Source organism: Lactobacillus kimbladii, from assembly GCF_000970755.1.
In the GTDB taxonomy this organism is placed as follows: domain Bacteria; phylum Bacillota; class Bacilli; order Lactobacillales; family Lactobacillaceae; genus Lactobacillus; species Lactobacillus kimbladii.
On the sequence record NZ_KQ034007.1, the window covers coordinates 1,885,491 to 1,910,502 of the forward strand.

A 25,012-nucleotide genomic window follows, 5' to 3' on the forward strand; every position below is an offset into this window, starting at 1 on the left:
TTACGACCGATGAACAAAAGGTAATTTACATTTACGAAAAAGACAAAAAGCCTGAACCAGATAACCTCAAAGATACTGTTACTCCAAACTATCGCCAAAAAGCTGCACCAGTTACTGTAAAATATCAAGACGAATTCGGTAATACTTTAGCTGAAAGCATAGTTTTAAATGGTTACGTTGGCGATGGCTATACAACTGGTTCCGAGCCTGTTTTAGGCTATACTTTAAAAACTAGACCAGATAATGCCACAGGCTTCTTTAGTGCTTACCCACAAAGCGTAATTTACGTATATGCCAAAGACAATCAGGATAATCCTCAAATTAATGACGGTGATACGGGAAAGGATAAAACTGATAAAACTGATAAAACCGGAAAGTCCAATAAGATAACAGGAACCGGAAATCATAAGCGTAATAATAGTGGTAAAAATAATGATAGTACCGGTAATTTAATTAACACTGACAACCATAATGGTCAAACTGCTACCAAGCTAGCAAACAATAATAATGCAAAAAAGGATGAAAAAATACCACAAACCGGATCTGATGAACATTCACAATTGGCTGCTTTGCTACTTGGTTTTATGGCAACTATTAGCAGTACAGTAGGTGCTTGGTTTAATCGGAAAAAGAAAGAATAACTAAAATCAATACTAATTGCAAAAATGCTTCGTGAAGTATATATCGCTTTTCGAAGTATTTTTTATGTAAACATCGACTTATTTATATATTAAAAATGTTTATTTGGCCTGTAATTTATATCCTAATATACTATTTATGAACACTTTTTATATTAGTAGTATAGGAAAAATTATGAATAAACAAAAAACATTATATAGCAGTGTAGCAGTCGCAACATTGGGATTGTTTTGTATCAATTCGCAAGTTGTTCAAGCGGATAAATTACCGGAAAACTAGGTAACTAACAGCACTTTGACTAAGAAAGTTGTTAATCCTAAATCTAATTCCACTTTAGCTTCTACCAAAACAAACAATGACGCAGTTTCTGCCGATTATCTGAATAATAAATCTAATTCTGAAATTGACAATTCCGCGATTAAAAGTGAATGGAATAACTTGGAAGTTAGTTACAATAACCATGTTTTAACAATTCACAGTGGTACTGTTACAAATCCCAAAAGAATAGCTGGTAACATTAAAGGTGTTGACACAAGCCAAATTACGAAAATCAACCTAGATGGTAAATTATCAATTAACGGTTCGGCACTTGAGCTATTTAGTGAGCTTAATAATTTAGTAACAATTGAAAATCTCGACCAGCTTGACACAACTAACGTAACTGACATGTCATATATGTTTGCTTCCAGCAGGCAACTAGCAAACATAACTTTCTCCAGCAAGTTCAATACGAGTATTGTCACCAATATGTCCAACATGTTTTATGACTGCCAAAGCCTTAGTGGTCTTGATTTAGCCAATTTTAAGACATCAAAAGTTGCCAATATGCAGGCAATGTTTGCGTATTGCTCAAAACTAATTAATTGAATTTGTCAAGCTTTGATACGAGCAGAGTTTATAATATGCAAAAAATGTTTACAGGTGACAAAAATCTCAAAAACCTTGATATTAGCAAATTTACTATATCTAATGGTGTTAATACAGATGATATGTTATCTGATTTATCCAGTCTCAACACTTTAAAACTCGGTTCTAATACAGTTATTAAAAATACAGGATTAAATACACCAGTCACATGGTCATATAATGGCGAAAAGTTCTCATCAGCTGAACTAATTGAGCAATATGATGGTTCAAAACCTGGTACTTATACTGCTGTTTCAATCACGGATCCCGGTCCTAAGCCTGTTGATCCGACACCTGTTATGCCCGATCCTAAACCAAAGCCAACTCCGGTTAAACCTAACTTGTCCTCTTCATCTGTCACTGTTCATTATCAAGACGAAAATGGCAACGAAATTGCTCCAAACAAAATTATCACTGGATATGTAGGTGACGGATATGTCACTTCTGCTGCAACTGCTGCTGGCTACCTTTTGAAGGTTCGACCAAACAATGCTGTTGGTTTCTTCACCAAAAGTCCGCAAGATGTTGTTTACGTTTATACCAAGGCATCAGAAAATGAAATTAATCAAGCAGATACCCCACCTAATACAACACCTACTGATAAAAACGGGCAGAGCTTTACTCCTGAATCTAACCCTAATTCTGAAGTAACAGGTGATAATTCCCCCGCTAAAATTACACCATCATTAAAGTCAACCAAGCTTTCTAATAATGAAAATGGTGTTAAAACTGTAGCTGCTGCTCATAAGTAAAATATTAAAGCTTTACCGCAGACTGGTTTATATGAAAAAAGTCGACTAGTTACCTTACTTTTCGGTAACTTAGCCATATTTATCAGTTCAATTGGAACTTGGTTTAACCGTAAAAATATTAGTTTAGATTTAGTTACATCTATTTTTCCGTGAGTAAGCAAATTTTATGAATATGAGTCAAGTTTTATTTACTCGTATGATGTAAAAATTTTTTATATATACGAAATTACTTATAAAAGTATTGATTTATAAGAGATATGTGTGTATACTTAACTGTGAAATTATGAAATTAAGATGAAAAAAGGGAGGACAAATAATGAGTAAGCACAATAATTTTTATCATAAAGGTAAAAAAATATTATTTACTAGTATGGCAGTTGCTGCCTTAAGTGTCTTAGCTACAAATCCAGTTGCAGCTAAGGCTGCCGAATCACAGGAAGAGCAACCTGTTAAGCCTGCTAACGCAAAGCCGACAATACCAGCTAATTCTGGTGATAACGCTGGCGAAGATGATTCAAATATGCTATTGCCTTCAAAATGGACTAAAGACAATTGCAGTTATGATGAAAAGACTAAGACTTTAACTATTAAAGCCGGTACAATTGACAATGATTACAAAGTTAGTGAAGATAACCCTATCAATCCTGCCCAAATAGCTTGGAACATTGATGGTGTTGATACAGATCAAATTCAAACCATTAAAATTGACGGTGCCGTTACTTTCAAGGGTGATGCTAGTTCCTTATTTGCCGGTTTACCAAATTTAGAGAAAATTGAGGGATTAAAGAATCTCGATACAAAAGAAGTCACTAACATGAAACAAATGTTTGCTAGTGATCCTAAATTAACTTCATTAGACCTGTCAAACTTTGACACTAGTAGTGTAACTGACATGATGGGTATGTTCTTTGATGATGAAGCATTAAGTACTTTAGATGTATCCAACTTTAAGACAGATTTAGTAGAAGACATGTCTTATATGTTTAGTAATGATTCAAGTTTAACTAAAATTGATGGCTTGAAAAATTTCAACACCGAAAAAGTTACTAAGATGTGGGAAATGTTTAAGGGTGATAAGGCTTTGACATCCCTAGACATTAGTAATTTTAAGATGGCTAAACATGATGAAAACATTCAAGATAATGTTTCTGACACTAGCAAAACCGACGATAATAAAGGTACTGAAAAGCCATCTCATCAAACATATACCATTGATCAAGATATGTTATCAGGTATGGATAGCTTAAGTGATATTACACTTGGTGCAGGCAATATCATTAACAATTCAGGACTCCGTGGTTCAGTAGAAGAGAGTCTACAGAATGGAAAGACTACCTGGTTCTTAAAGGATAGTAAGGACAGTAAGGACAAAGGATTAAGTTCAGTAGAACTTATGCAGAAGTTTGACGGTAAAAATGATGCTACTGATTATGTAGGTGAATACACTACCACCAAACCTGCTCCAACTACACCAAATACACCTTCAACTCCAAGCACTCCAAGCACACCTTCAACTCCAAGTAATACTACTAACAACTCAGGTAACAACACATCTAATACGACTGACAAACAAAACACTAATAAGACGGATACTAATAAGCAAGATACAACTAAGCCTACTGCTGACAACAAGAAGCCAGTTAAGAATACCAAAAAAGGTGTTAAGAGAGTTGTTACCCACAACGCTTATATCTTTAACCAAAAAGGCAAGCGTGTAAAAGGTGAATACTTCGTTGGCAAAACTATTACCACTTATGGTACTAAGACCATTAACGGCAAGAAGTTCTATGCTTTAGGCAAGAACCGTTTTGTTAAGGCTAATAATGTTACTGGCATCAACCGTAAATTAAAGCATAATGCCTTTATTTACACTAAGAAAGCTAATAACAAAGTTAAACGTTATGGTCACAAAGTCCTTAAGAAGAATAAGAAAGTTAGAACTTACGGTGGTGCTATTAAGATGCACAATAAGTTATACTACATCGTAGGCAAGAACCAATTTGTCAAGAAAGCAAACTTTTAAAAATTAAGAGATTTACTTTATAAATAGAAAGAACTCAACTAGTAGTTAAAACTGCTAATTGAGTTCTTTTTCTATGCTCAAAAATTAATAAATTTATTTAAGAGTATTGACTCTTTTTCAATATTTCTATCTAGCATCAAATTATTTATACATGCAGAAGCCATAAAATCACAAGCTATGGCCTCAGAATGTATAAATGATGTTATTAAGTTTAATGAATTGTATAATAAGGGCAATTAAGTATAAGAAAAATATTAATCATATATATGTTTATTTTATAATCAAGGAATGACTAGCAAAATGAGCCAGAAAAAGAAACCCATGCGAACCAAAACAGCAACAATGTTTTTCAGTATTGCTACAGCAATTTTAAGTTCACTAACTGTTAACTCTATAACAGTTAAAGCAGATCCATCCCTACCCTCTTCAGCACAAATCAAGAATAAACAAACTAATAATACCAATTATGCTAATTCTAAGTTAAGGAGTAAGAAGCAACCAAACTCTCAAAGACAACTTCAGCCAAAAATTGCAGAGTCGACTGCTCCAAGTGCTACTAAATTTAAATGGGGCAATCTCGATGTTAGCTACAATAATCATGTAATTACCATCCCAAGTGGCAGTGTGGATCAACCGGGGTCTTTAGCTCACATTAACGGCATTAATAGTGACGATGTGCAAGAAGTTAAATTTACAGGTCAACTAAAGATTGGCTCAGCTTCTGAAATGTTTAAAGACTTAACTAATTTAACTAAAATCACTGGTTTGGAAAATCTGGATACATCTGCTACCAGTGATATGCGGTACATGTTTGCGAATTGCCAAAATTTAACCAGCATAGCTGGCATTGATAATTTGCAGACCACCAAAGTTACTAACATGTCTTTTATGTTTGCGGGCTGCAGTAAATTAGCTAGTCTGGACCTATCAAGTTTTAATACTGCTAATACTAGCCAGGTAGAGAGCATGTTTCAGGATTGTGAAAATTTACAGTGCATTAAGTTTTCACCTAATTTCACAATAGCCAAGGTGAACAACATAAATCGCATGTTCAGTGGGTGTTCAAGCTTAACTGCTTTAGATCTTAGTAAGTTTAATACTAGCCAAGTTAAAAAAATGATTTGGACTTTTAAGGATTGCTCCAGCTTAACCAAGTTGGATTTATCATCATTCGACACGTCTAACGTAATTGATATGAATGGAATGTTTAATAATTGTAGTAGCTTAAAAGAACTTGATCTCAGAAGTTTTGTCATAGATCCTAATATTGATAAGGGTTATATGTTAGATGGACTCGCTAAATTAAATACCCTTAAACTAGGTAAAAGTATATATATTAATGATACGCATCTTAACACTTCAGGAACTTGGGTCAATATCGGCAATGGAAAAGAAGATGCACCACAGGCAAACAATAAATATCTGTCTGAAGACTTAATTGCCCATGCTTACGACATTCTTGGTGACACCTATATTCGACCAGGTAATCCTATTACTGTTTCTTACTTGGATACTAGTAAAAGATCAATTGCACCCGATATTAGTTTGAAGGGCAAAATGGACGCTGATTATAAAGTGACAACGAAGACAATTCCGGGATATATCGTAAAGAAAGTTCCAGATAATGCCACTGGGGTTTTCACTGATCAGCCGCAGAACATCGAATTTATTTATTCTGCTGACCCAGAATCCAACTCTACCATCACACCAATTAAAGCTGCAGATGTTACCGTCTCTTATCAAGATGAAAACGGCAATCAAATTGCACCTGAAACGGTATTACAAGGAAATATGGGTGACGGCTATACTACTGGTGTTGTCGAAGTCCCGGGTTATACTTTAAAAGTAAGGCCTGAGAATGCCACCGGTTTTTTCAGCACTGAACCGCAAAGCGTAACTTATATTTATGCTCAAAATGGCTCCCAAACTGATATCATTCCTGAAAAAAATGATCAAAACGGTCCCACAAATTCATCCAGTCATAATCCTAGTCAAAATGGTACTTCTCAAACAAATAAATCCCAAAATAAACACAAGCCACACACTAATGGTGTTATTGAGAACTATACTATTTTCAAACCAGCTAACAACGATTCTGACCCTACAAATCCAGTACTTATCACCCACAATGACCAAGATGAAGAGCTGCCACAAACTGGCATTAATGAACATTCACAAATAATCATGCTGCTGTTAGGCCTGTTGTCGCTCATTAGCAGCCTGCTTCCCCACTACTTTAGTAAAAAGAAAAAAGGATAATTGCAAATTCAAAAAATCCGTCATAAGTGACGGAATTTTTTGTCTTGCATAAAAATAAACGAACCGTTTTAATAAAAGAAGAAAATTTTTAAACACAAAAGGAGTAAAAATGGGACTTAACAAACCACTTTTATTTGCGCTTAGCGATACTAAGCCTGGACCAAAAAATTTAATCACTGATGTTGCCGGCATTACCGTTGGCCACAAGACGATTGTCACTGACAGACTCAGAACTGGTGTCACTGTAATCAATCCTTGCCCGGACAATATCTTTCGCGAAAAAATGCCGGCCGCTACACATGTAATTAACGGCTTTGGCAAAAGCACAGGACTTGTTCAAGTTAACGAACTGGGCACAATTGAAACACCCCTGGTTTTGACCAATACACTCAGTGTCGGTACCGCCTCAATGGCTTTAGTCAAAAGAATGCTGGCTGAAAATCCTGAAATTGGCCTTTCCACTGGTAGTGTCAATCCGATCATTATGGAATGCAATGACAGCTCAATTAATCATATACGCGATCTAGGCGTCACTGAAAACGATGTCAACGATGCTTTTGCCGCTGCAGCAACTGATTTCGCTGAAGGCGGAGTTGGTGGCGGTACAGGTATGCGCTGCTATGAACTTAAGGGCGGCATTGGTTCTGCTTCAAGACAAGTCGAGATTGACGGCAAGAACTTTACAATGGGCGCGCTAGTCATGTCCAATTTTGGCCTCAGTGCTGATTTGAACATTTATGGTCATGCCATTGGTAAAAAGTTTGTGGATAACAAAGACAGTAAGGAAAAAGGCAGTATTATCACAATAATTGCTACCGATATTCCGTTCAACTCAAGACAATTAAAACGCATTGCCAAACGTTCCGGTATCGGCATCACACGCAGCGGCTCATTTAGCGGCAACGGCAGTGGCGAGATTACTCTGGCTTTTTCTACTGCTAACCGTGTAAGTCATTTCCCTGACCATGAATTAAGCACGATTCAGGCAATTACTGATGACAAAATTGACCGCTACTTTAGGATTACGGTAGATATTGTGCACGAAGCCATTCTCAGTTCTTTGGCTCATGCCCAAACAACGCCCGACCGTGACGGCAAGCCAATGTTATGCTTAAAAGATGCCCTATTGCAACTGGACGATGATAAAGAAGCGCTGCAGCTAATTGCGGACTTAGGATTTTAATCAGATACCGGTAACATTAATTCTCATTATTTTGCAGTGTTATAATTAACTGATAATGTTAGCGATTGCAAAGGAGAATTAAGATGACACCATGGTGGAAAAATGCAGTAATTTATCAGATCTATCCCAAGTCTTTCCAAGACAGTAACGGTGACGGTATTGGAGACCTGCCCGGCATTATGAGTCACTTGGATTATTTGCAAAAATTGGGGATCGATGCAATTTGGCTTTCGCCAATTTACAAATCTCCCGGCATCGATAATGGTTATGATATTGCTGATTATGAAGCAATTGATCCGCAATATGGCACCATGCAAGACATGGATAAGTTGATTTGCGAGGCTAAAAAACGCGGCATTCGGATCATCATGGATTTAGTTGTTAATCATACCTCTGATCAACATCAATGGTTTATTGAGGCACGCAAAAGTAAAGATAATCCTTACCGTGATTTTTACATCTGGCGTGATCCTGTTGCCGGTCATGAACCTAACGATTTAAAATCTGACTTTTCAGGTTCTGCTTGGCAATTTGATGCTCAAACCGGTCAATATTATTTGCACTTTTTTGCCCCGCAACAACCAGATTTAAATTGGCAAAATCCACAATTACGACACAAAATATACGACATGATGAACTTCTGGCTTGATAAAGGCATTGGCGGCTTCCGCATGGACGTAATTGAACTGATTGGCAAAGAGCCTGATCGCAAAATTCGCGAAAATGGTCCACAGCTTCATCATTATATTCAGGAAATGAACCAAGCAGTTTTAGCTAACCGCGACGTAGTCACTGTTGGTGAGACCTGGAGTGCCGACCTTGACAGTGCCCGCAAGTATTCTGATCCTGACCGGCATGAACTCTCCATGATTTTTCAATTTGAAGATCAGAATATTGATAAACAACTGGGAAAACCAAAATGGGATCTCAAGCCCTTTAAAGCCAGCGATCTTAAAAAGGTTTTAGTTAAATGGCAGACACAAATCGATTATAATCATGGCTGGAATAGTTTATTTTGGGAAAACCATGACCTTCCCCGTGTCATTTCACGTTGGGGTGATGACGGCAAATACCGCGTACAATCTGCCAAAATGTTTGGCATTGCCTTACATTTAATGCGTGGTACTCCGTATATTTATAATGGTGAAGAAATTGGTATGACTAACTGCCCAGTCAAAGATATCTCTGAAGTTGAAGACCTCGAAAGTATCAATATGTATAATGAGCGACTCAAGCAAGGGTATACTAAAGAAGAACTGATCCGATCAATCAATACCAAAGGGCGCGACAATGCGCGCAGGCCAATGCAATGGTCAGCAGCTTCTGCTGCTGGCTTTACTACCGGGACGCCTTGGCTAGCACTTAATCCCAATTATCAGGATATTAACGTTCAAGCCGCTTTGGCTGACCCACAATCAGTTTTTTATACCTATCAAAAACTCATTAAATTACGTCATGAAAACGAAATTATCACTAATGGCAGCTTCACTCCTGTTTCCGCCAGCCCTAGCGTCTTGGCTTATTACCGTGAACTCGCTGGTAAGCGCTGGTTAGTTGTTGCCAATTTGACAGGCAGCATTGAACAGTTTTCTGCACCAGATAAAATTAACCAGGTTTTAATTAGTAACTATAATGCACCGCAATCACTTAATAACATTAACTTAAGGCCATATGAAGCCTTCGCTGTGGTCGTAAAATAAAAACAGTATTTACGTGAAAAATACCCCCAAATTTGTTCTAAATTTAGGGGTATTATTGTGGCTGAATCATCAAAATAAGATGTAGCAACTAAAGGGATGGTTCGATGTCAGGAAGATTAATTTTCGAAAAGCAATTGAAAGCAACTTTTTTAATTTATACGCAAGCCTATTTTTTAACTTCTGCTCGGTATAATTCTGCCGTTTTGGCATCAAAGGCACACATAATAACTTTCATTTGATAGTCAGAATGCTCCGTAAGCCAATTTTGCACGGCAGTAAAAGCAATATGGGCAGCTGGTGCAGCCGGAAAACCGTAAGCTCCTGTAGAAATTGCCGGAAAAGCAATACTATGCAGGTTATGATCTCTAGCTAAAGCTAACGAGTTTATATAACAGTCTTTTAATAACTCATTATCTTGTTTAGAACCAGAATAAATTGGCCCCACGGTATGAATGACAAACTTAGCAGGTAACTTGTATCCTTTGGTAATCTTAGCCTGACCCGTTTCACAGCCATGAAGCTGGCGACACTCTGCCAATAATTCAGGCCCGGCTGCCTTGTGTATTGCCCCATCAACACCCAGGCCACCTAACAATGTCTTATTGGCAGCATTAACAATTGCATCTAACGTTAATTTAGTTATATCCCCTTGAACAATTTTGATATTTTTCATAAACTTGGCCTCTTTTTTATTTCATTTTAAGCCCAAATTATTTTTTTGCCAAAACAAAAAATGCGACTCATGTGAGCCGCATTTTTCTTACTAAGTCCTATCCCTTTTCTGCACCAGCAGTAATACCGTTGACGTAAAACTTCTGCATGAAGACGAATAAGATCGTGATTGGAATAGCGATAATCACACAACCAGCAACAAACTCCGCAAAGTACGCGGTAGCATTGCCCTTAGTGTTGTGCACCATGTTATAAAGTCCGTACGCAATTGTGTATGTTTTAGGATTGCCTGAGGTTGACAAAATAATTCCCGAGAAAATAAAGTCAGTCCACGGACCAATAAAGGCTGTTAAAGCAGTGTAAACTATCATAGGCTTAGCTAATGGCAAATCAACGTGCATGAAGATTTGCCATTTAGTGGCCCCGTCAATTTCAGCTGCTTCATCAATTGAAAATGGTACCGTGTCAAAGAAGCCTTTGGCAACGTAGAATCCCAGTCCGGCGCCACCGACATATACCAGTAGCAGGCCGCCCAGGTTTAACATGTTTAAGCCCTTTAAAATGTAATAAAGAGCGATCATTGACATAAATCCAGGAAACATGCCCAAGACCAGTGCAATCTGCATGAACGGCTTTCTAAACGAAAAGCGTAACCGTGACAAAACATAAGCAACTGAAATCGTTAAAAAAGTAGAAATGATCATTGATAGTATAGAAACAATCAATGTGTTAATAATCCAGCTGACTAGTGGGTACTGTGAATTAGTAAAAATACCAATGTAGTTGTCAAAAGTAAATTTGTCAGGCCAAAAAGTTGAAACAAATCCCGTATCATTATAGGAAAAACTGGCTAATATTATCCAGATAATTGGCAAAATCCAAACCACAGCCAGGATAATCAATAATAGGTAACGAAAAATGAGTGAAAGGCGTTTTTGATTTTGATATGATTTCATTTTTAGCCCTCCTTAAAAGCATTGGTATGGCGGTATGCAATTAATGAAAATACCGCACTGATAATAAAGATGAGGATACCCAAGACCGCTGACGCATTGTAGCGCTGCTCCTGACCAAAGGTTAAGTTGTACAGCCACGTTACCAACAGGTCGGTAGAACCAGCACCATTATACTTGTTATTCATTGGTGCTCCTCCAGTTAACAGGAAGATCACGTTAAAGTTATTAATATTACCAATAAACTGTTGAATAAGAGAAGGTGCCATCACAAATAATATTTGTGGAAAAGTAATTGACTTGAATACCTGTAGTGCATTAGCACCATCGATTTTTGCGGCTTCAATTTGATCGGTTGGCAAATTTTGAATAATCGCAGTCGAAACCAGCATTGAAACTGGAATACCGATCCACATATTAACAATAATAACCGTTATTCGTGCTACCAAAGGTGAGGCTTGACTGTCAATAAAATGTAGCGGATGAGAAATCCAGCCGATATTCATTAAGATATTGTTGAGTGCGCCCTGATAATCTAAGAACTGAGCCATCATTAACAAAGAAACAAACTGAGGTACAGCCCAGACAATCACAAAGATTGTCCGCCAGAAGCCTTTATGTTTTATTCCTTTAGATTCAATCAGTAAGGCAAGCAAAACTCCAAAAAAGAATGTTGTTGCCGTAGCAGCTACCGCCCAGACGAGTGTCCAACCCAAAACCGGGAAGAACGTGCCTGAGAGGTCACCACTAAGGACATTGCCAAAAGCTTGAAACCCTGTCCAAGAAAAGGCAATTGGGTGTTGCCGGTTATAGTTGGTAAACGCCATTGAAATCATAAAGATTGTTGGCAAAATGGTGAAGCAGAGAATACCAATAATTGGAAAAGTCATCAGAGTATCATGCAAACGAGAATCAAACAAGTTTGCCAGTTCTTCTTTATTGGTTAAAATATGTTTACCATCCCGCTTGAGCACATAATTTTTTCTGGTAGAGCGCAGGTTGACAATGTATAAGTAGACCATTGCAATGCATACAATTATTGCCAGTAAGCCAAACAAAAGAATCAAAACTGAATTTGAAGGTTGCTTGGTAATATAAACGCCTTGGGCGCTATCATAAACAACCTTTTTATTTTTAATTGGTCCCAAATTTGACAACATACTAATTGCGGATATGCCACTAAAAACAAACCAAACAATAAAGGCTATTTCTGCCAGCAATAATGCTATGCCTTTTACCCATTGCTTATTTGCCAGAGCATTGGAACCCATGAAAAAGAATGATAATTTGGTAGCAATATTGCCTTTAGACCATACTTCCTTAAAGGTTGCTTCAGGTGCCGCATGTTTTTTCTTCCTAAACATAATTCTTCCTCTTCTTGAACAAAAAGGCTGGGCACTACTTGTCCAACCTTTAAGTAATTTAATTAACTATTTCTTTGATGAGTGCTTAGCTAATTTATCAAGTTGTGCTTTATATTGATCAGGTTTAACTTTACCATCATATGCACCATTGATTAGAGGAGGAACATCGTTCCAGAAGACAGACATTTGTGGTAATTTCGGCATTAAGACTGAATTGCCAGGTTTAGACATTTCAGTTACCGCATCAGCAACTGGATCATTCTTAATTACTGGGTCATTAACTGCTTCCTTAAGAACAGGGATTTGACCAGCTTCTTTGTGCGCAATTAATTGTGACTTTTTGTCTGTAATAAATGCTGCTAATTGTGATGCAGCCTTAGGGTTCTTAGTATGAGCATTAACAGCGAACCCTTCGATTCCCAAAAAGGCCTGCATTTGCACATTCTTGCCACCAACATTAATCATTGGGTACTTGGCAACAGCAAAGTTTTTACCTAAAATCTTCTTAATGTTAGCAGCGTTCCAAGGACCATCCAAGATGGCTTGAGCGTTGCCCTTCTTTAATTGGTTCAAAGCATTAGAGGTCTGCATTACGCCCTTATTATTCTTTTGCTCTGCAAACCACTTCAATGCGTTAACGCCTTTAGCAGAATTAAAGGTTGAGCCCTTTAAATCTTCACCACTGTCACCATAAAGCTTTGTACCAGCAGAGAAGAATACCGGCCACATAACATAAGCGTTAGTAAAGTCTGTTGCCACAACTCCCTTAGAAGTTAAAGTCTTCCAGTCTTTTACATCGCTTGCTGACAATTTAGACTTGTTGTAATAAATTGTTTGTGCCTGTTGTGCATAAGGATAAGCATAGATCTTGCCCTTCCAAGTTACACCTTTAGCTGCAACGTCAATGTAATTAGATTTAATATTGTTACTGTCTTTTGGTGACAGAGGATTAATATAACCGGAATCTGCCATTTGACCTAATTGATCATTAGGTGCTTCAAAAACATCGGCTGCTTTTGAAGGGTCCTTGCCCACATCAGTTTTGGCATTAGCTGATCCGGTTGGATTTTGTGTAACGCGAACTGAAATATTCTTATGTGATTTAGTAAAATCACTGGCAATTTTCTTATAATACGATACTTGGTTAGTATCAACCCATAAAGTCAGCTTGGTATTTTGATTACTGCTACTGCTTGATGAGGAATCTGATTTACTATTAGAACACGCTGCAAGTGACATTGCAGCTAAAACTGCTGTACTTCCTAAAGCTACTTTCTTCCAAATACTCATGTTATTTACCTCCTAATATAAAACAACATGTTTTTATATCAATGACAACTAAAGCCACTGATTTTATTCCCTAATTAACTACCGCCAAGGTTGTATCCTTGTCGAAAAAGTGTGCTTTGTTCAAATCAAAGCCCATCTTGACTTTTTGCCCTGGCTGATAAACATCGCGGGCATTGATGTTAGCAACAAACTCAGTTTCATCTACTCTTTGGTAAAGCTGAATAGTCGCTCCCAAGAGTTCAGAAACAACGACTTCAGATTCGACCACCGCATCAGGCCAAGTTTCTAAAAAGGCCTCTTCTGCGTGAATATCCTCTGGCCGAACGCCCAGTATCAAGTCGCGGTCATTATATCCCTGCTCATTAAGCAGTTTTGACTTACCTTCAGGTATCCCCAGATTAAGACCCTTGCCATCAGATACCTGACCATCGTGATAGTGGACATTAAAGAAATTCATTTGCGGTGATCCAATAAAGCCAGCGACAAATTGGTTGACCGGATGGTTATATACTTCCTGCGGTGTACCAATCTGTTCAATTTTACCAACTGACATTACCACTACCCGATCAGCCAAGGTCATAGCTTCAGTCTGATCATGAGTAACGTAAATTGTAGTTGTCCCTAAGTTCTGGTGCAGCTTGGCAATCTCTGCCCGCATGGAAACACGCAGTTTCGCATCCAAGTTGGACAGCGGCTCATCCATCAAGAAGATAGGTGCATCCCGCACAATTGCACGTCCCAGAGCAACTCTTTGCCTCTGACCACCAGAAAGTTCTGCCGGCTTTTTATCCAAATATTCACGCAAATTAAGAATCTTGGCAGCATTTTGTACCCTTTTATCAATCTCATCTTTATGATAATGGCGCAGTTTTAAGCCGAATGCCATATTATCGTAAATTGACATGTGCGGATAAAGCGCGTAATTTTGGAAAACCATGGCAATGTGACGGTCTTTGGGTGCTACATCATTCATTACCTTGTGATCAATTTCAAGAGTACCTTCGCTAATATCCTCTAATCCCGCAATCATTCTTAAAGTAGTTGATTTACCGCAACCTGAGGGGCCGACAAAAACAATGAATTCTTTATCTTTAATGTGTAAATCAAAGTCTTTCACTGAATAGTGATCATTGCCTTCATATTTTTTACACATATGGTTTAAGTCAACTTCAACCATATCTTTAACCTACCTTCTTATTATTTTTCTTAAATACAGCCACAATTTGATCCAGCTTTAATTCTTTTGTAGATTTAACGATATAATCAGCTCCTTTAAGTATTTGTTTATCTCCAATTCCTACTGCAAACTGGTGCGCAGCCTTAATTGCTGCAACACCGGCAGCTGCATCTTCAAAGCTAATTACTTCATCATTATGCAACTGCAATAATTGCTGTGCTTTTTGATAAATTTCCGGATCCGGCTTGCCGCGTTTCAGCAAAGCAGGATTAACAATTTGATCAAATTGACTAGCAATACCCAGCTTACTCAAGATTTTGGGAGCATTTTTAGAAGCAGAAGCAATACACATTGTCAGACCTGCTTTTTTGGCATCTGCTAATAATGCTGTAATTCCGGGCAAAATATCAGCTGGCGTCATGGTTTCGACCTGCTCTAAAAACTTTTCATTTTTTTCTGCCGCAAATTCTTCTTTTTGGGTCTCAGTGTACTTACTTTCCTGCTTGCCATACTTCAGAATTAAATTAAGAGAATCCATCCGTGATATTCCCCGCAGAGAATCTAACTGCACGCTGGTTAATTTAATTCCCAGTTCTTGAGCTAAATTATTCCACGCTGCCAGGTGAAATTTGGCTGAATCTGTCAGCACACCATCTAAATCAAAAATCAGGCCTTTAAGCAATTTTGTTCACCCTCTTTTAAAGTAACCTTTTGCTCTTTAACTAAAATCGTTAGTTCCTTTCCGCTAATTAACGTAATGCGTGTCTCCTGCTGCGTCACTTCTACCTGAATTAAGCGGCCGCGATAATTAATTTTAAAACTATACCCGGTCCAATTATCTGGCACAAAAGGATTAAATCTCAATTGATTGTGACCATAACGCATGCCGGCAAATCCCTGGACTATTGCCAGCCAAGAACCGCTCATTGAAGTAATGTGCAGGCCGTCATCTGTATCATTATTGTAGTTATCGAGATCTAGGCGGGCCGTGCGTTCATAAAATTCTACTGACTGCTTTTTACGCCCTAATTCCGCGGCCAAAATTGAATGGATACAGGCAGAAAGTGAACTTTCATGTACCGTCAACGGCTCATAAAATGCAAAGTTACGCTCTTTTTGCTCCTTGGTAAACCTGTCATCCAAGTAATAAATACCCTGCAATACATCGGCCTGCTTGATGAAAGGTGACCGTAAGATTTTATCCCAAGACCAATGCTGATTTATTGGTCTTTGGTCAAGCGGAATTTCTGTGGCTGGTCTAATATCTTTATCCAAAAAATCATCTTGCTGCAAGAAAATGCCGCGTTCTTTATCTTCAGGCAAATAAATATTTTCAATAATGTCCTGCCATTTTGCCTGTTCTTCTTTAGTTACGTTTAAACGCTCTTGGGCAGCCTTATCCGCAAGTGGCAGTCGCTCTAAAGTATATTGCAGTACCCATTGCGCCATAATGTTGGTAAACCAATTATTATTAACATTATTGTCGTATTCATCAGGTCCTGTTACTCCGTGAATAACATATTTCTGTCGCCACTTGGAATAATGGACTCGATCAGCCCAAAATCTGGCAGTGCCTACCAGGACATCCATGCCTTCGTTCTTAACGTATGATTCGTCTCCCGTATAACTAGTATATCGTTTAATTGCAAAGGGAATATCTTCATTACGGTGTATTTCTTCAAAAGTAATTTCCCACTCGTTATGACATTCAATCCCGTTAAAGGTTACCATCGGGAAAAGCGCTCCGGCTAAGCCTTGCTGCTGGGCGTTATAATAGGCACCGTCAAGTTGATCATGCCTGTATTGTAATAGCGCCCGCGTGACATTTGGCTTAGTAATACAAAGGTACATCGGAAAGATAAAAGCCTCTGTGTCCCAATATGTGGCTCCCCCATATTTTTCACCAGTAAAACCTTTAGGACCGATATTAAGCCTCTTGTCTTCACCGTAATACGTCATGAATAACTGTAAAATGTTAAAACGAATACCCTGTTGCGCTTCATCATTACCAGTAATAACTACATCACTTTTAGTCCAGCGATCCTGCCAAACCGCAGTATGATCGGCCAAATTTTCTGCAAAACTTTTTGATTGCAATTGTTGCATCAACTTATCCGCACGATCACTTTGCTTTTCGGGTGCTACATCACGACTGGTAATTACGATCACATCTTTTTCCAAAGTGTAACTTTCTCCGGCATTTAAAGTAACTGCCAACTTCTCACTTAACTTTGCAGTTGCAGTTTTAACAGTACCCTTAACAATATGATTATTATTTCTCAGGCCTGCTTTTAATAAAACCGTAAACTGGGGCACATCGTAAGGATTAGGCTTGGTTATAACTTGAATAGAACGCTTTGCAGCATTCTCATTGCAGCTAAGCCAAAAATGTTCATTATAGTTACTGTCTTCATTAGTAACTGTGCCGTCAAGCGTTGAATTAAACTCAATTTCTGCCTGACCTGCAAGTACAGTAGCTTTAACAGTGATTAAAGCCGCTTCTTTTAACCTAATGTGTAAAAAACGCTGAAATTCAAACTTGACTTTAGTATTTGCACCCTCATAAATAAAACTGCGGCTAAGCAAGCCTTGATGCATATCTAATTCAAAATAAAAATCTGTAAATTTAATCTTGGCTAAGTCAATTTTTTCATTATTAACTGTGATGCCAATTCCAATAAAGCTGGGGGCATTAATGCTTTTGCCAAAATATTTCGGATAGCCGTTTTTCCACCAGCCTACTCGCGTTTTATCTGGAAACCAGACACCTGCTAAGTATGTACCTTGCAGTTGATCTCCAGAATAGCCTTCTTCAAAATTACCGCGCATCCCCATGTAGTCATTGCCAATCGCAGTAATGCTTTCCTGCAGCCTTTTATCCACCGGGGAAAACTTGTGCGTGGCAACTTTCCATGGGTCAACCTCAAAAATTCGTTTCATTTACTTTCTCTCCCTCTTTGTGAGGTTTTTGTTTACGCTTTCATTATTCGCAAAAACGGGATATTTGGCAATAGCAAAATCGCTGTTAACGGTATCAGAATCATGTTTAAAAAAACAACTAGCATCAACTAGTTGTTTTTAAAATTAATTTGCAAGTTCAATGACAAATCCGTGCTCGGCAAGTTGTCCAGCTGCAAAATTCTGACTTAATGCTACCTGGCCGTTTGTGGAAACGGCAATCTTATCAGGACTTGTATTAAAAAGAGCAGTGATCTTTTCTGTACCAATTCTCTTAACTTTGATTAAGCCGGTAGACGTAAGGCTTAGACTGATTGTGCCATTACCTAAAGTAGCAGCATGATTATTTCTAAAAGCAATCAGCTTTTGCACTTTATACCAAAAAGGCGTGCCCTCTTTTTGCCAGTCCATTGGCTTGCGGCAATCAGGATCTTCTCCTCCCGTCATTCCCATTTCAGTACCGTAATAAATGCACGGGCTGCCAGTTTGCATGAACATGAATGTCAGGGTTTGCAAAGCCAGCGCTTTATTTTCACCTGCAAGCGTCAGTAAACGGGCGGTATCATGAGAATCAAGCATATTCATCATTGCCTGATTCGTGCAGTCGCGGTACATCATTAGTTGATCAGTAAGAGCCGCAACTAGTTCCTGGGCTGTTTTTGTTTTGTGCAGAAAATGTTCCTCAATCTGTAAAGTATACGGATAATTCATCACTGCAGAAAACTCGTCACCGTTGAGCCAAGGCCGTGCACTATGCCAAATTTCACCTACAATATAGAAGTCGGGCTTAATTGCAGTAAGTGCATCATGAAATTTTCGCCAAAAATGATGGTCTACTTCGTTAGCAACATCCAGCCGCCAGGCATCAATATCAAAATATTTTACCCAATAAGTTGCGATTTCCAGCAGAAAATCTTGGACTGCAGGATTGGCAGTATTTAATTTGGGCATTTGTCCTTCAAAAGCAAAGGTATCATAATTTGGACCGCCTGCCTCAGGTCCTTGATATGGTTTAACTGGAAAATGATTAATATGAAACCAGGATGCAAACCGCGACTTAGTGCCATTTTTGATTACATCCTGCCACTGCATTGACTGGCCGCCTAAATGATTAAAGACAGCGTCCAGCATTACTTTCATTCCCCTTTTATGAGCTTCACTCACAAACTTGGCAAACAAATCCTTGTCACCAAAATCAGGGTCAATTTGCAGATAGTCTATCGTATCATACTTATGATTGGAACTGGCCTTAAAGACCGGACACAGGTATAACCCATTAACGCCCAATTCCTTTAAATAGTCCAGATGGTCAATAATCCCCTGTAAGTCGCCCCCGTAAAAGTCTTCTCGTCCGGGATGATCTTGCGGATTCCAGGGTTTTGTGCCTTGAGGGTCATTATTTTTGTCACCATTGGCAAAGCGCTCAGGAAAGATCTGATACCAAACAGTATTTTTAATCCAGTCAGGAGTTTTGGTTTGATCAATTTCATGCAAGTAAGGCAACTTGAAGTAGCTGCTGTCAGCTGCTAAATTTGCTGCGGTAAAGTCTTTGATCCCGCGGTCTCCAACAATTTTATGGCTGTCATCCTGGCCAACGACTTCGAAAGTATATTTAAGGCGGCGATAAGGAGCTTTCAAAGTTGCTACCCAATAATCAGTTACCTGCCCTTGCCCTGCCTTAGTCATGGCCACGGTTTTATCAGTCTTGGTATCAAGATAATTATCAGTATAATGAACTATTACTTTTTTAACATCATTTTTGGCACTATGGAACCGAATCCGCACATGGTGCTGACTAATGACAAAACAGTCTTCGCTTTCCGTTCTATGTTTCAGGGCTGCTAATTGCATTTTTTCCTCCATCATTTACTTAAAACCACACCAGAATACGGCATCAAAATCAATTCATCCTTATTCAAATAATGCTGTCCGGCAGTTAGCATGACTTTCCTATATTCACTAGGTAGTTTAATTCTTAATTTTTGACTGCTTAGTGAAACTGCCACAATTGCACTATCATTTGCTAAATCCCGCTGGTAAACGTAGCTGTCATTAGCGGTTGCTAGCAAGTAAAAACTACCTGATTGAAACAAAGCCGTTTTTTTCAAACTAAGCAGTTGTCTGTAGAAGTTAAACATACTGTCAGGGTCATCCAGTTCAGCCTGAACATTAGCGTTATTTTGACTTTGCCCTTCAAGCCACGGACTCACTTTTGAAAAACCATAATTTGGCTTTTTAGCTGTCCATGGCATCGGCCCTCGTGCCGGCATTTTGTGCGCTTGACTGACCATTTTTAGTGCTTCCGCTTTTGTTAGACCCCAATCTGCAGCTTTCGTGATAAAACGTTCCGCTTCTTGATCATTAAACTCTTCTTTAGCAGTAAAAAGCAGATTTTTTAAGCCCAATTCTTCGCCATAATAGATAATGGGGATTCCCCGTTGCAAATACATCAGCATTGCTAAGCTACGTGCCTGTGTTTCAGTTTTTGCTATTCTGCTAGCCAGCCGCGGCATGTCGTGATTGCTCCAATATAGTGTAGGTTGAGAAACCTGCCCCAGAGTTTGTTGCCAAATAACCTGCGTCTTCTTAAAAGCATCCCAGTCAAGTCCTTTAGGCTGAACAGCTGCAGGCAAGTTGGGATCAATGTGTCTTTGATCATCCTTAAAGTAACGAAAAGTAACAACACTATCTAAAAGATGGTGGTCTTTTGCCGTATAGTCCGCTGCTAAGTTAACATTAGCGCTGGCAGCTTCCCCCAAAAGCAAAGCTTCAGGATAATCCTTTTTTATTTCCTCACAAAACGGTCGCAGCCATTTCTGAACTTGAGGCAAATTAGCAAAAAAGGGTTCGGCAACTATCGTTTGGTCGTTTTCGTTTGCTATTTCCTTTACCGGAAAACTTTGCCGTAAATCTGCCTTGGCAATATGAATAAAAGCGTCAAGGCGCAAGCCATCTATTCCTTGAGCCAGCCAAAATTCCGCAATTTTGAGCATTTCTTGTCTTACTTTAGGATTACGCCAGTTTAAATCGGGCATGTGCTTGTCGAACAAATGGAAATAAAATTGGCCCGTACCTGCCGGGTCCGGCTCCCAAACGCTGCCGCCAAAAAAGCTGCCCCAGTTATTGGGACGCTGATTATTTGCACCTGCAAAAATATAGTAGTCGCGATATTGACTATGCGGATCACTTTTGGCCTTTTTAAACCATTCATTTTGATCAGAAGTATGGTTTAAAACAAAATCTAAAAGCACATGAATCCCTACTTGATGACAAGCAGAAATTAGAGCTTTCATGTCTTTCATTGTTCCCATTCGGGGATCGATTTTAAAATAATCTGCCACATCATAGCCGTTATCAACCTGCGGGGAAACAAAGATAGGATTTAGCCAAATAGTATTAATACCAAGCTGTTGTAAATAAGGTAATCTCTGCCTGATTCCATTTAAATCACCAATACCATCATCATTACTGTCTTGAAAAGACTTGGGATAAATTTGGTAAATTATTGCATGCTCATACCAATGCGTCATAAATTTATACCTCCACTTAAAGTTTAGCTGAGAAAGCTGGTGAGAGGCAATGGTAATAGCAATGTTACCGCTATCAGAAAAAATCGTCGCTAGTTCAATTAAATTAGCGTAGTTCGTTATATTCAGGTATGTTTTTTCCTAAAAAACTATTGCATTTTTTGTGAGTTCAATTATATCATTTCAATTCTCACAGACTAGCCTTTTTAACCATTAAAAAAGCACATAATAATCAGTCCGATATCTGATTATTATGTGTATTTTCTATTTGTACTTAAATATTTTACCTGGTTGATTCTCTTTTAACTAAGGAAGGCTTAATTAATGCCTCTCCTTGAGGAGACCCTTTTTGATTAATTTTGCGTAAGAGCATGTTGGCTAGCAATTCTCCCATTTTAAAAATTGGCTGTTTGACAGTAGTTAACTTTAAGTTGGAAACCTGATCGAGAAAAACGCCATCGTAGCCAATCACACCAAAGTCAGCTGGGACTTTAGCCTTTTCATCCAGCAATTGTCTGACTACCCCCGTAGCAATGCGATCGCTGGCACAGATAAAACAGGTATCTTTAGGAAACTTATGGAAATTATTTTTAATTACTTCTTGCGCTGCGTGACTATGATTAGCAATGCGATAGATTTGAGGCACCTTTTTATTCTTCTGTAAAGTATTGACGTAGCCCGTTTCACGTGAATACTCAAATGGCTCTCTGACATCAATGCCAATGAAAATAATATTTTGGTATAACCGCGAAAGTGCATATTTTGTCGCTAATTCTCCACCATACTGATTATTATTATCCACATAATCATAACCATGGTGATTTTCACCAAATAAAATAAAGGGCTTTTTAAGGTTGTCAAAAAAAGCATAATCGCTAGAACGGGCGCCGGTAATGAGATAACCGTCAAAGTTGCCATCCTCTATCTGACCTCTATCAGTAACAAGTTGGATAGCGTACTGCTTTTTAGATAACCCACGTGCGATGCCGAATAACAGGTTCATATAATATGGCTCTGTCGTATCTATATCCTCCAGCGTGACAAACTTAACAACATTTGTACGCTTATTTACCAAAGCCTGGGCAACATAATTAGGATGATAATCAAGTTCATCCATCGCCTGCTCAACCAATATACGTAGTTCCTCTGTTACCTGCTCGGGATGATTAATTACACGAGAAACCGTCATCTTTGAAACATTAGCTTTTTTAGCAACATCAAGCAAGGTTACCATCACGATTCGCCCCTAATCTAAGTACATTCGTTTTAGTTGAGCCAAGTCATCATCATTAAAGCCCAATACTTTTTTGAAAAAGGTGGGAAAATCGCCCCAGCCGCCACGGACTGTTTCTGTAATGCCGCGAATAGCTATACCTTCACCTTTAGTTACATTCATTTTTGAAACCATTTGCGTAATTTCATCATTACTTGGCAATTGGCGAGAAACAGCAAAATCATATAACTCGTTAGTTAATAAATAATCGCGGGCGATGGTATCATCATCTACTCCAAGTGCCATTAATATTAAAGCCGAAACCATTCCTGTTCTGTCCTTACCAGCACTGCAGTGATAGACCAGTGCTTCATCTGCGGGCAATTCCAGCAACTCCGCAAAAACACGGGCAAACATTTCCTGACTGTGCGAACTAAGCAGAGTTTGCTGGTAAATGCGACCAATAAAATTATTGTGCATATCAGGAATATGGTGCAAAAAACGGTAGATTGAACGATTGTTTTGGGCATCATTGACGTTATCAGAATATACCGGCAAGTCCACATATTCCACATCGGGCCAAGACATATCCGGTGAAGAGGACTTCTCGTATTCAGAACGTAAATCGCAATCGACAGTGACACGCATTTTAGCTAACTTAACTTGATCCCTGGCTGTTAAAGAACTAAGCGAATCTGAACGATAAATTTTATTCCATTTAACTGTTTTACCAGTCACACTTTGATAACCGCCAACATCACGAAAGTTCATCGGACTATCTAGTGCAACTATTCGATCATGTGCCAATTTCTTGTCCCCCTTTTTTAAATAACTTATTCACCATGTGCAAAAACCTGAGTAGCTTTTACGGCCTTCTTCCAGCCTTGATATAAATGTTCTTTTTCACTTTCAGGCATTTGAGGTTCAAAGGTCTTGCCTACAACAAAAATATCTTTTAATTCAGCCACATTTTGCCAATAGCCGACTGCGAGGCCAGCCAAGAAGGCTGCGCCCATTGAAGTTGTTTCCAATACTTTAGCACGTTCGATTTTAATGCCCAGGATATCTGACTGGAATTGGAGCAAATAATCATTATTGGACGCTCCGCCATCAACGCGCAAGGTTGGAATTTTAATGCCGGAATCAACCTGCATCGTATCCACTACATCCCGTGTTTGATAAGCCAGCGATTGCAACGTCGCCTTGATAAAATCCTTATCATTTGTTCCACGTGTAATTCCAAAAACGGAGCCACGTGCTTCTGAATCCCAGTACGGTGCACCTAAACCTGTGAAAGCCGGAACAACGTAAACCTCATTTTCAGACTTCGATTGTCTGGCTGCTTTTTCCGAATCTGCAGCCGTCTTAATCATTTTTAACGAGTCGCGCAGCCACTGAATAGCACTGCCCGAAACAAAAATAGAACCCTCTAAAGCGTAGGAAATTTTACCATTTAAGCCATAAGCAATAGTCGTCAACAAATTATTGTCCGACTCTGTCGGCTGCTCACCGGTATTCATCACGATAAAGGAGCCAGTACCATAAGTATTTTTAACCATGCCTTTTTTCAAAGCCAGTTGACCAAACAAGGCTGCCTGCTGATCTCCGGCAATACCGGCAATTGGTACTTTACCACCAAAAAAGGTATAAGACTTGGTATAACCATAGATTTCAGAATTGGACTTAACTTCTGGCAACATTACTTTGGGAATATTGAGCAGTTTCAAAATGTCGTCATCCCATTTTAAGTCGTGAATATTAAACAGCATCGTTCTCGAAGCATTAGTGTAGTCAGTCACATGGACTTCACCATCAGTTAAGTTCCACAAAAGCCAGCTGTCAATTGTACCAAAAAGCAAATCACCATTTTCGGCCTTTTCTTGTGCACCAGCAACATGGTCTAAAATCCAGCGAATTTTGGTAGCACTAAAGTACGGGTCAATTATTAGTCCCGTCTTTTTATGGATCAATTCACTATAGCCATCGGTCTTTAACTTTTCAGCCAAGTCGGTTGTCTGCCGTGACTGCCAAACAATTGCATTATAAATGGGTTTGCCGGTCTTTTTATCCCAAATTACCGTTGTTTCACGCTGGTTAGTAATACCAATTGCTGCTATTTGCCCCGGACGCACACCAGAATTAATAATCGCATTGGCAATTGTTGTTTGAACTGCGTGCCAAATCTCTTCAGGTTTATGCTCTACCCAACCAGGTTGAGGAAAATATTGGGGAAATTCCTTTTGTGATGAAGCTATTTTTCTGCCCTGATGATCAATTATCATCGCTCTAGTTGAAGTAGTTCCCTCATCGATTGCCATAATATATTGTTTTAGCATATTGTCTTTTGTATCCTCTCCGACAGAAAGCGGTTTATACTAATTTTACTACCCGGACTT

At 38.7% G+C, this 25,012-nt stretch carries 20 protein-coding genes; 8 read left to right on the forward strand and 12 right to left on the reverse strand.

The features are described 5' to 3' along the window. The 8 genes from JF75_RS09140 to JF75_RS09170 all read left to right on the forward strand — a co-directional run. Positions 1-641 (forward strand): MucBP domain-containing protein (locus JF75_RS09140; RefSeq protein WP_046332744.1); only part of this gene is annotated, 641 nt, incomplete at its 5' end. A 292-nt stretch (positions 642-933) separates the two neighbouring features. After that, positions 934-1,506, forward strand: a complete 573-nt coding sequence (locus tag JF75_RS09145; protein ID WP_046332745.1) for a BspA family leucine-rich repeat surface protein — start codon at positions 934-936, stop codon at positions 1,504-1,506. A gap of 2 nt (positions 1,507-1,508) precedes the next feature. After that, positions 1,509-2,297, forward strand: a complete 789-nt coding sequence (locus JF75_RS09150) for a MucBP domain-containing protein (protein ID WP_280682953.1) — start codon at positions 1,509-1,511, stop codon at positions 2,295-2,297. A gap of 3 nt (positions 2,298-2,300) precedes the next feature. Next, positions 2,301-2,450, forward strand: a complete 150-nt coding sequence (locus tag JF75_RS10825; RefSeq protein ID WP_167334223.1) for a hypothetical protein — start codon at positions 2,301-2,303, stop codon at positions 2,448-2,450. 163 nt (positions 2,451-2,613) lie between these two features. After that, on the forward strand, positions 2,614-4,320 hold the full coding sequence (locus JF75_RS10230) for an SLAP domain-containing protein (RefSeq protein ID WP_052726916.1): 1,707 nt from the start codon (positions 2,614-2,616) through the stop codon (positions 4,318-4,320). Between the two features lie 300 nt (positions 4,321-4,620). Beyond that, on the forward strand, positions 4,621-6,579 hold the full coding sequence (locus tag JF75_RS10235; RefSeq protein WP_052726917.1) for a MucBP domain-containing protein: 1,959 nt from the start codon (positions 4,621-4,623) through the stop codon (positions 6,577-6,579). A 109-nt stretch (positions 6,580-6,688) separates the two neighbouring features. Continuing rightward, entirely contained in the window at positions 6,689-7,762 is a 1,074-nt protein-coding gene (locus tag JF75_RS09165) for a P1 family peptidase (protein ID WP_046332747.1), read from the forward strand. 83 nt (positions 7,763-7,845) lie between these two features. Continuing rightward, the gene (locus JF75_RS09170; protein WP_046332748.1) at positions 7,846-9,462 is read left to right on the forward strand and encodes a glycoside hydrolase family 13 protein; all 1,617 of its coding nucleotides are present in this window, start codon (positions 7,846-7,848) and stop codon (positions 9,460-9,462) included. Between the two features lie 166 nt (positions 9,463-9,628). Here JF75_RS09170 and JF75_RS09175 read toward each other — a convergent pair whose 3' ends face one another. The 12 genes from JF75_RS09175 to glpK form a co-directional block, all read right to left on the reverse strand. Continuing rightward, positions 9,629-10,135: an O-acetyl-ADP-ribose deacetylase gene (locus JF75_RS09175; protein WP_046332749.1), complete on the reverse strand. Its 507-nt coding sequence runs from the start codon at positions 10,133-10,135 to the stop codon at positions 9,629-9,631. Positions 10,136-10,232: 97 nt separating this feature from the next. Continuing rightward, positions 10,233-11,090: a sugar ABC transporter permease gene (locus JF75_RS09180; RefSeq protein WP_045928744.1), complete on the reverse strand. Its 858-nt coding sequence runs from the start codon at positions 11,088-11,090 to the stop codon at positions 10,233-10,235. 2 nt (positions 11,091-11,092) lie between these two features. Continuing rightward, entirely contained in the window at positions 11,093-12,451 is a 1,359-nt protein-coding gene (locus tag JF75_RS09185) for a carbohydrate ABC transporter permease (RefSeq protein ID WP_046332750.1), read from the reverse strand. Between the two features lie 66 nt (positions 12,452-12,517). After that, the gene (locus JF75_RS09190) at positions 12,518-13,741 is read right to left on the reverse strand and encodes an extracellular solute-binding protein (protein WP_046332751.1); all 1,224 of its coding nucleotides are present in this window, start codon (positions 13,739-13,741) and stop codon (positions 12,518-12,520) included. A gap of 70 nt (positions 13,742-13,811) precedes the next feature. Continuing rightward, positions 13,812-14,918, reverse strand: a complete 1,107-nt coding sequence (locus JF75_RS09195) for an ABC transporter ATP-binding protein (protein WP_046332752.1) — start codon at positions 14,916-14,918, stop codon at positions 13,812-13,814. A 4-nt stretch (positions 14,919-14,922) separates the two neighbouring features. After that, a complete protein-coding gene (gene pgmB, locus JF75_RS09200; RefSeq protein ID WP_046332753.1) occupies positions 14,923-15,600 on the reverse strand; it encodes a beta-phosphoglucomutase in 678 nt (225 codons plus the stop codon). Further along, the gene (locus tag JF75_RS09205) at positions 15,585-17,858 is read right to left on the reverse strand and encodes a glycoside hydrolase family 65 protein (RefSeq protein WP_046332754.1); all 2,274 of its coding nucleotides are present in this window, start codon (positions 17,856-17,858) and stop codon (positions 15,585-15,587) included. Before JF75_RS09205 ends, pgmB begins: the two co-directional genes overlap by 16 nt. Positions 17,859-18,002: 144 nt before the next feature. Continuing rightward, the gene (locus JF75_RS09210; RefSeq protein WP_046332755.1) at positions 18,003-19,727 is read right to left on the reverse strand and encodes a glycoside hydrolase family 13 protein; all 1,725 of its coding nucleotides are present in this window, start codon (positions 19,725-19,727) and stop codon (positions 18,003-18,005) included. A gap of 11 nt (positions 19,728-19,738) precedes the next feature. After that, positions 19,739-21,406, reverse strand: coding sequence for an alpha-glucosidase (locus JF75_RS09215; protein WP_046332756.1), 1,668 nt, complete (start codon positions 21,404-21,406; stop codon positions 19,739-19,741). 280 nt (positions 21,407-21,686) lie between these two features. Then, complete coding sequence (locus JF75_RS09220) at positions 21,687-22,637, reverse strand: LacI family DNA-binding transcriptional regulator (RefSeq protein WP_046332757.1); 951 nt, start codon at positions 22,635-22,637, stop codon at positions 21,687-21,689. 12 nt (positions 22,638-22,649) lie between these two features. Next, positions 22,650-23,423 carry a tyrosine-protein phosphatase gene (locus JF75_RS09225; RefSeq protein ID WP_046332758.1) on the reverse strand — a complete coding sequence of 258 codons (774 nt, stop codon included), beginning with the start codon at positions 23,421-23,423 and terminating at the stop codon, positions 22,650-22,652. A gap of 26 nt (positions 23,424-23,449) precedes the next feature. Beyond that, the gene (gene glpK, locus JF75_RS09230) at positions 23,450-24,952 is read right to left on the reverse strand and encodes a glycerol kinase GlpK (protein WP_046332759.1); all 1,503 of its coding nucleotides are present in this window, start codon (positions 24,950-24,952) and stop codon (positions 23,450-23,452) included. Positions 24,953-25,012: the final 60 nt, after the last annotated feature.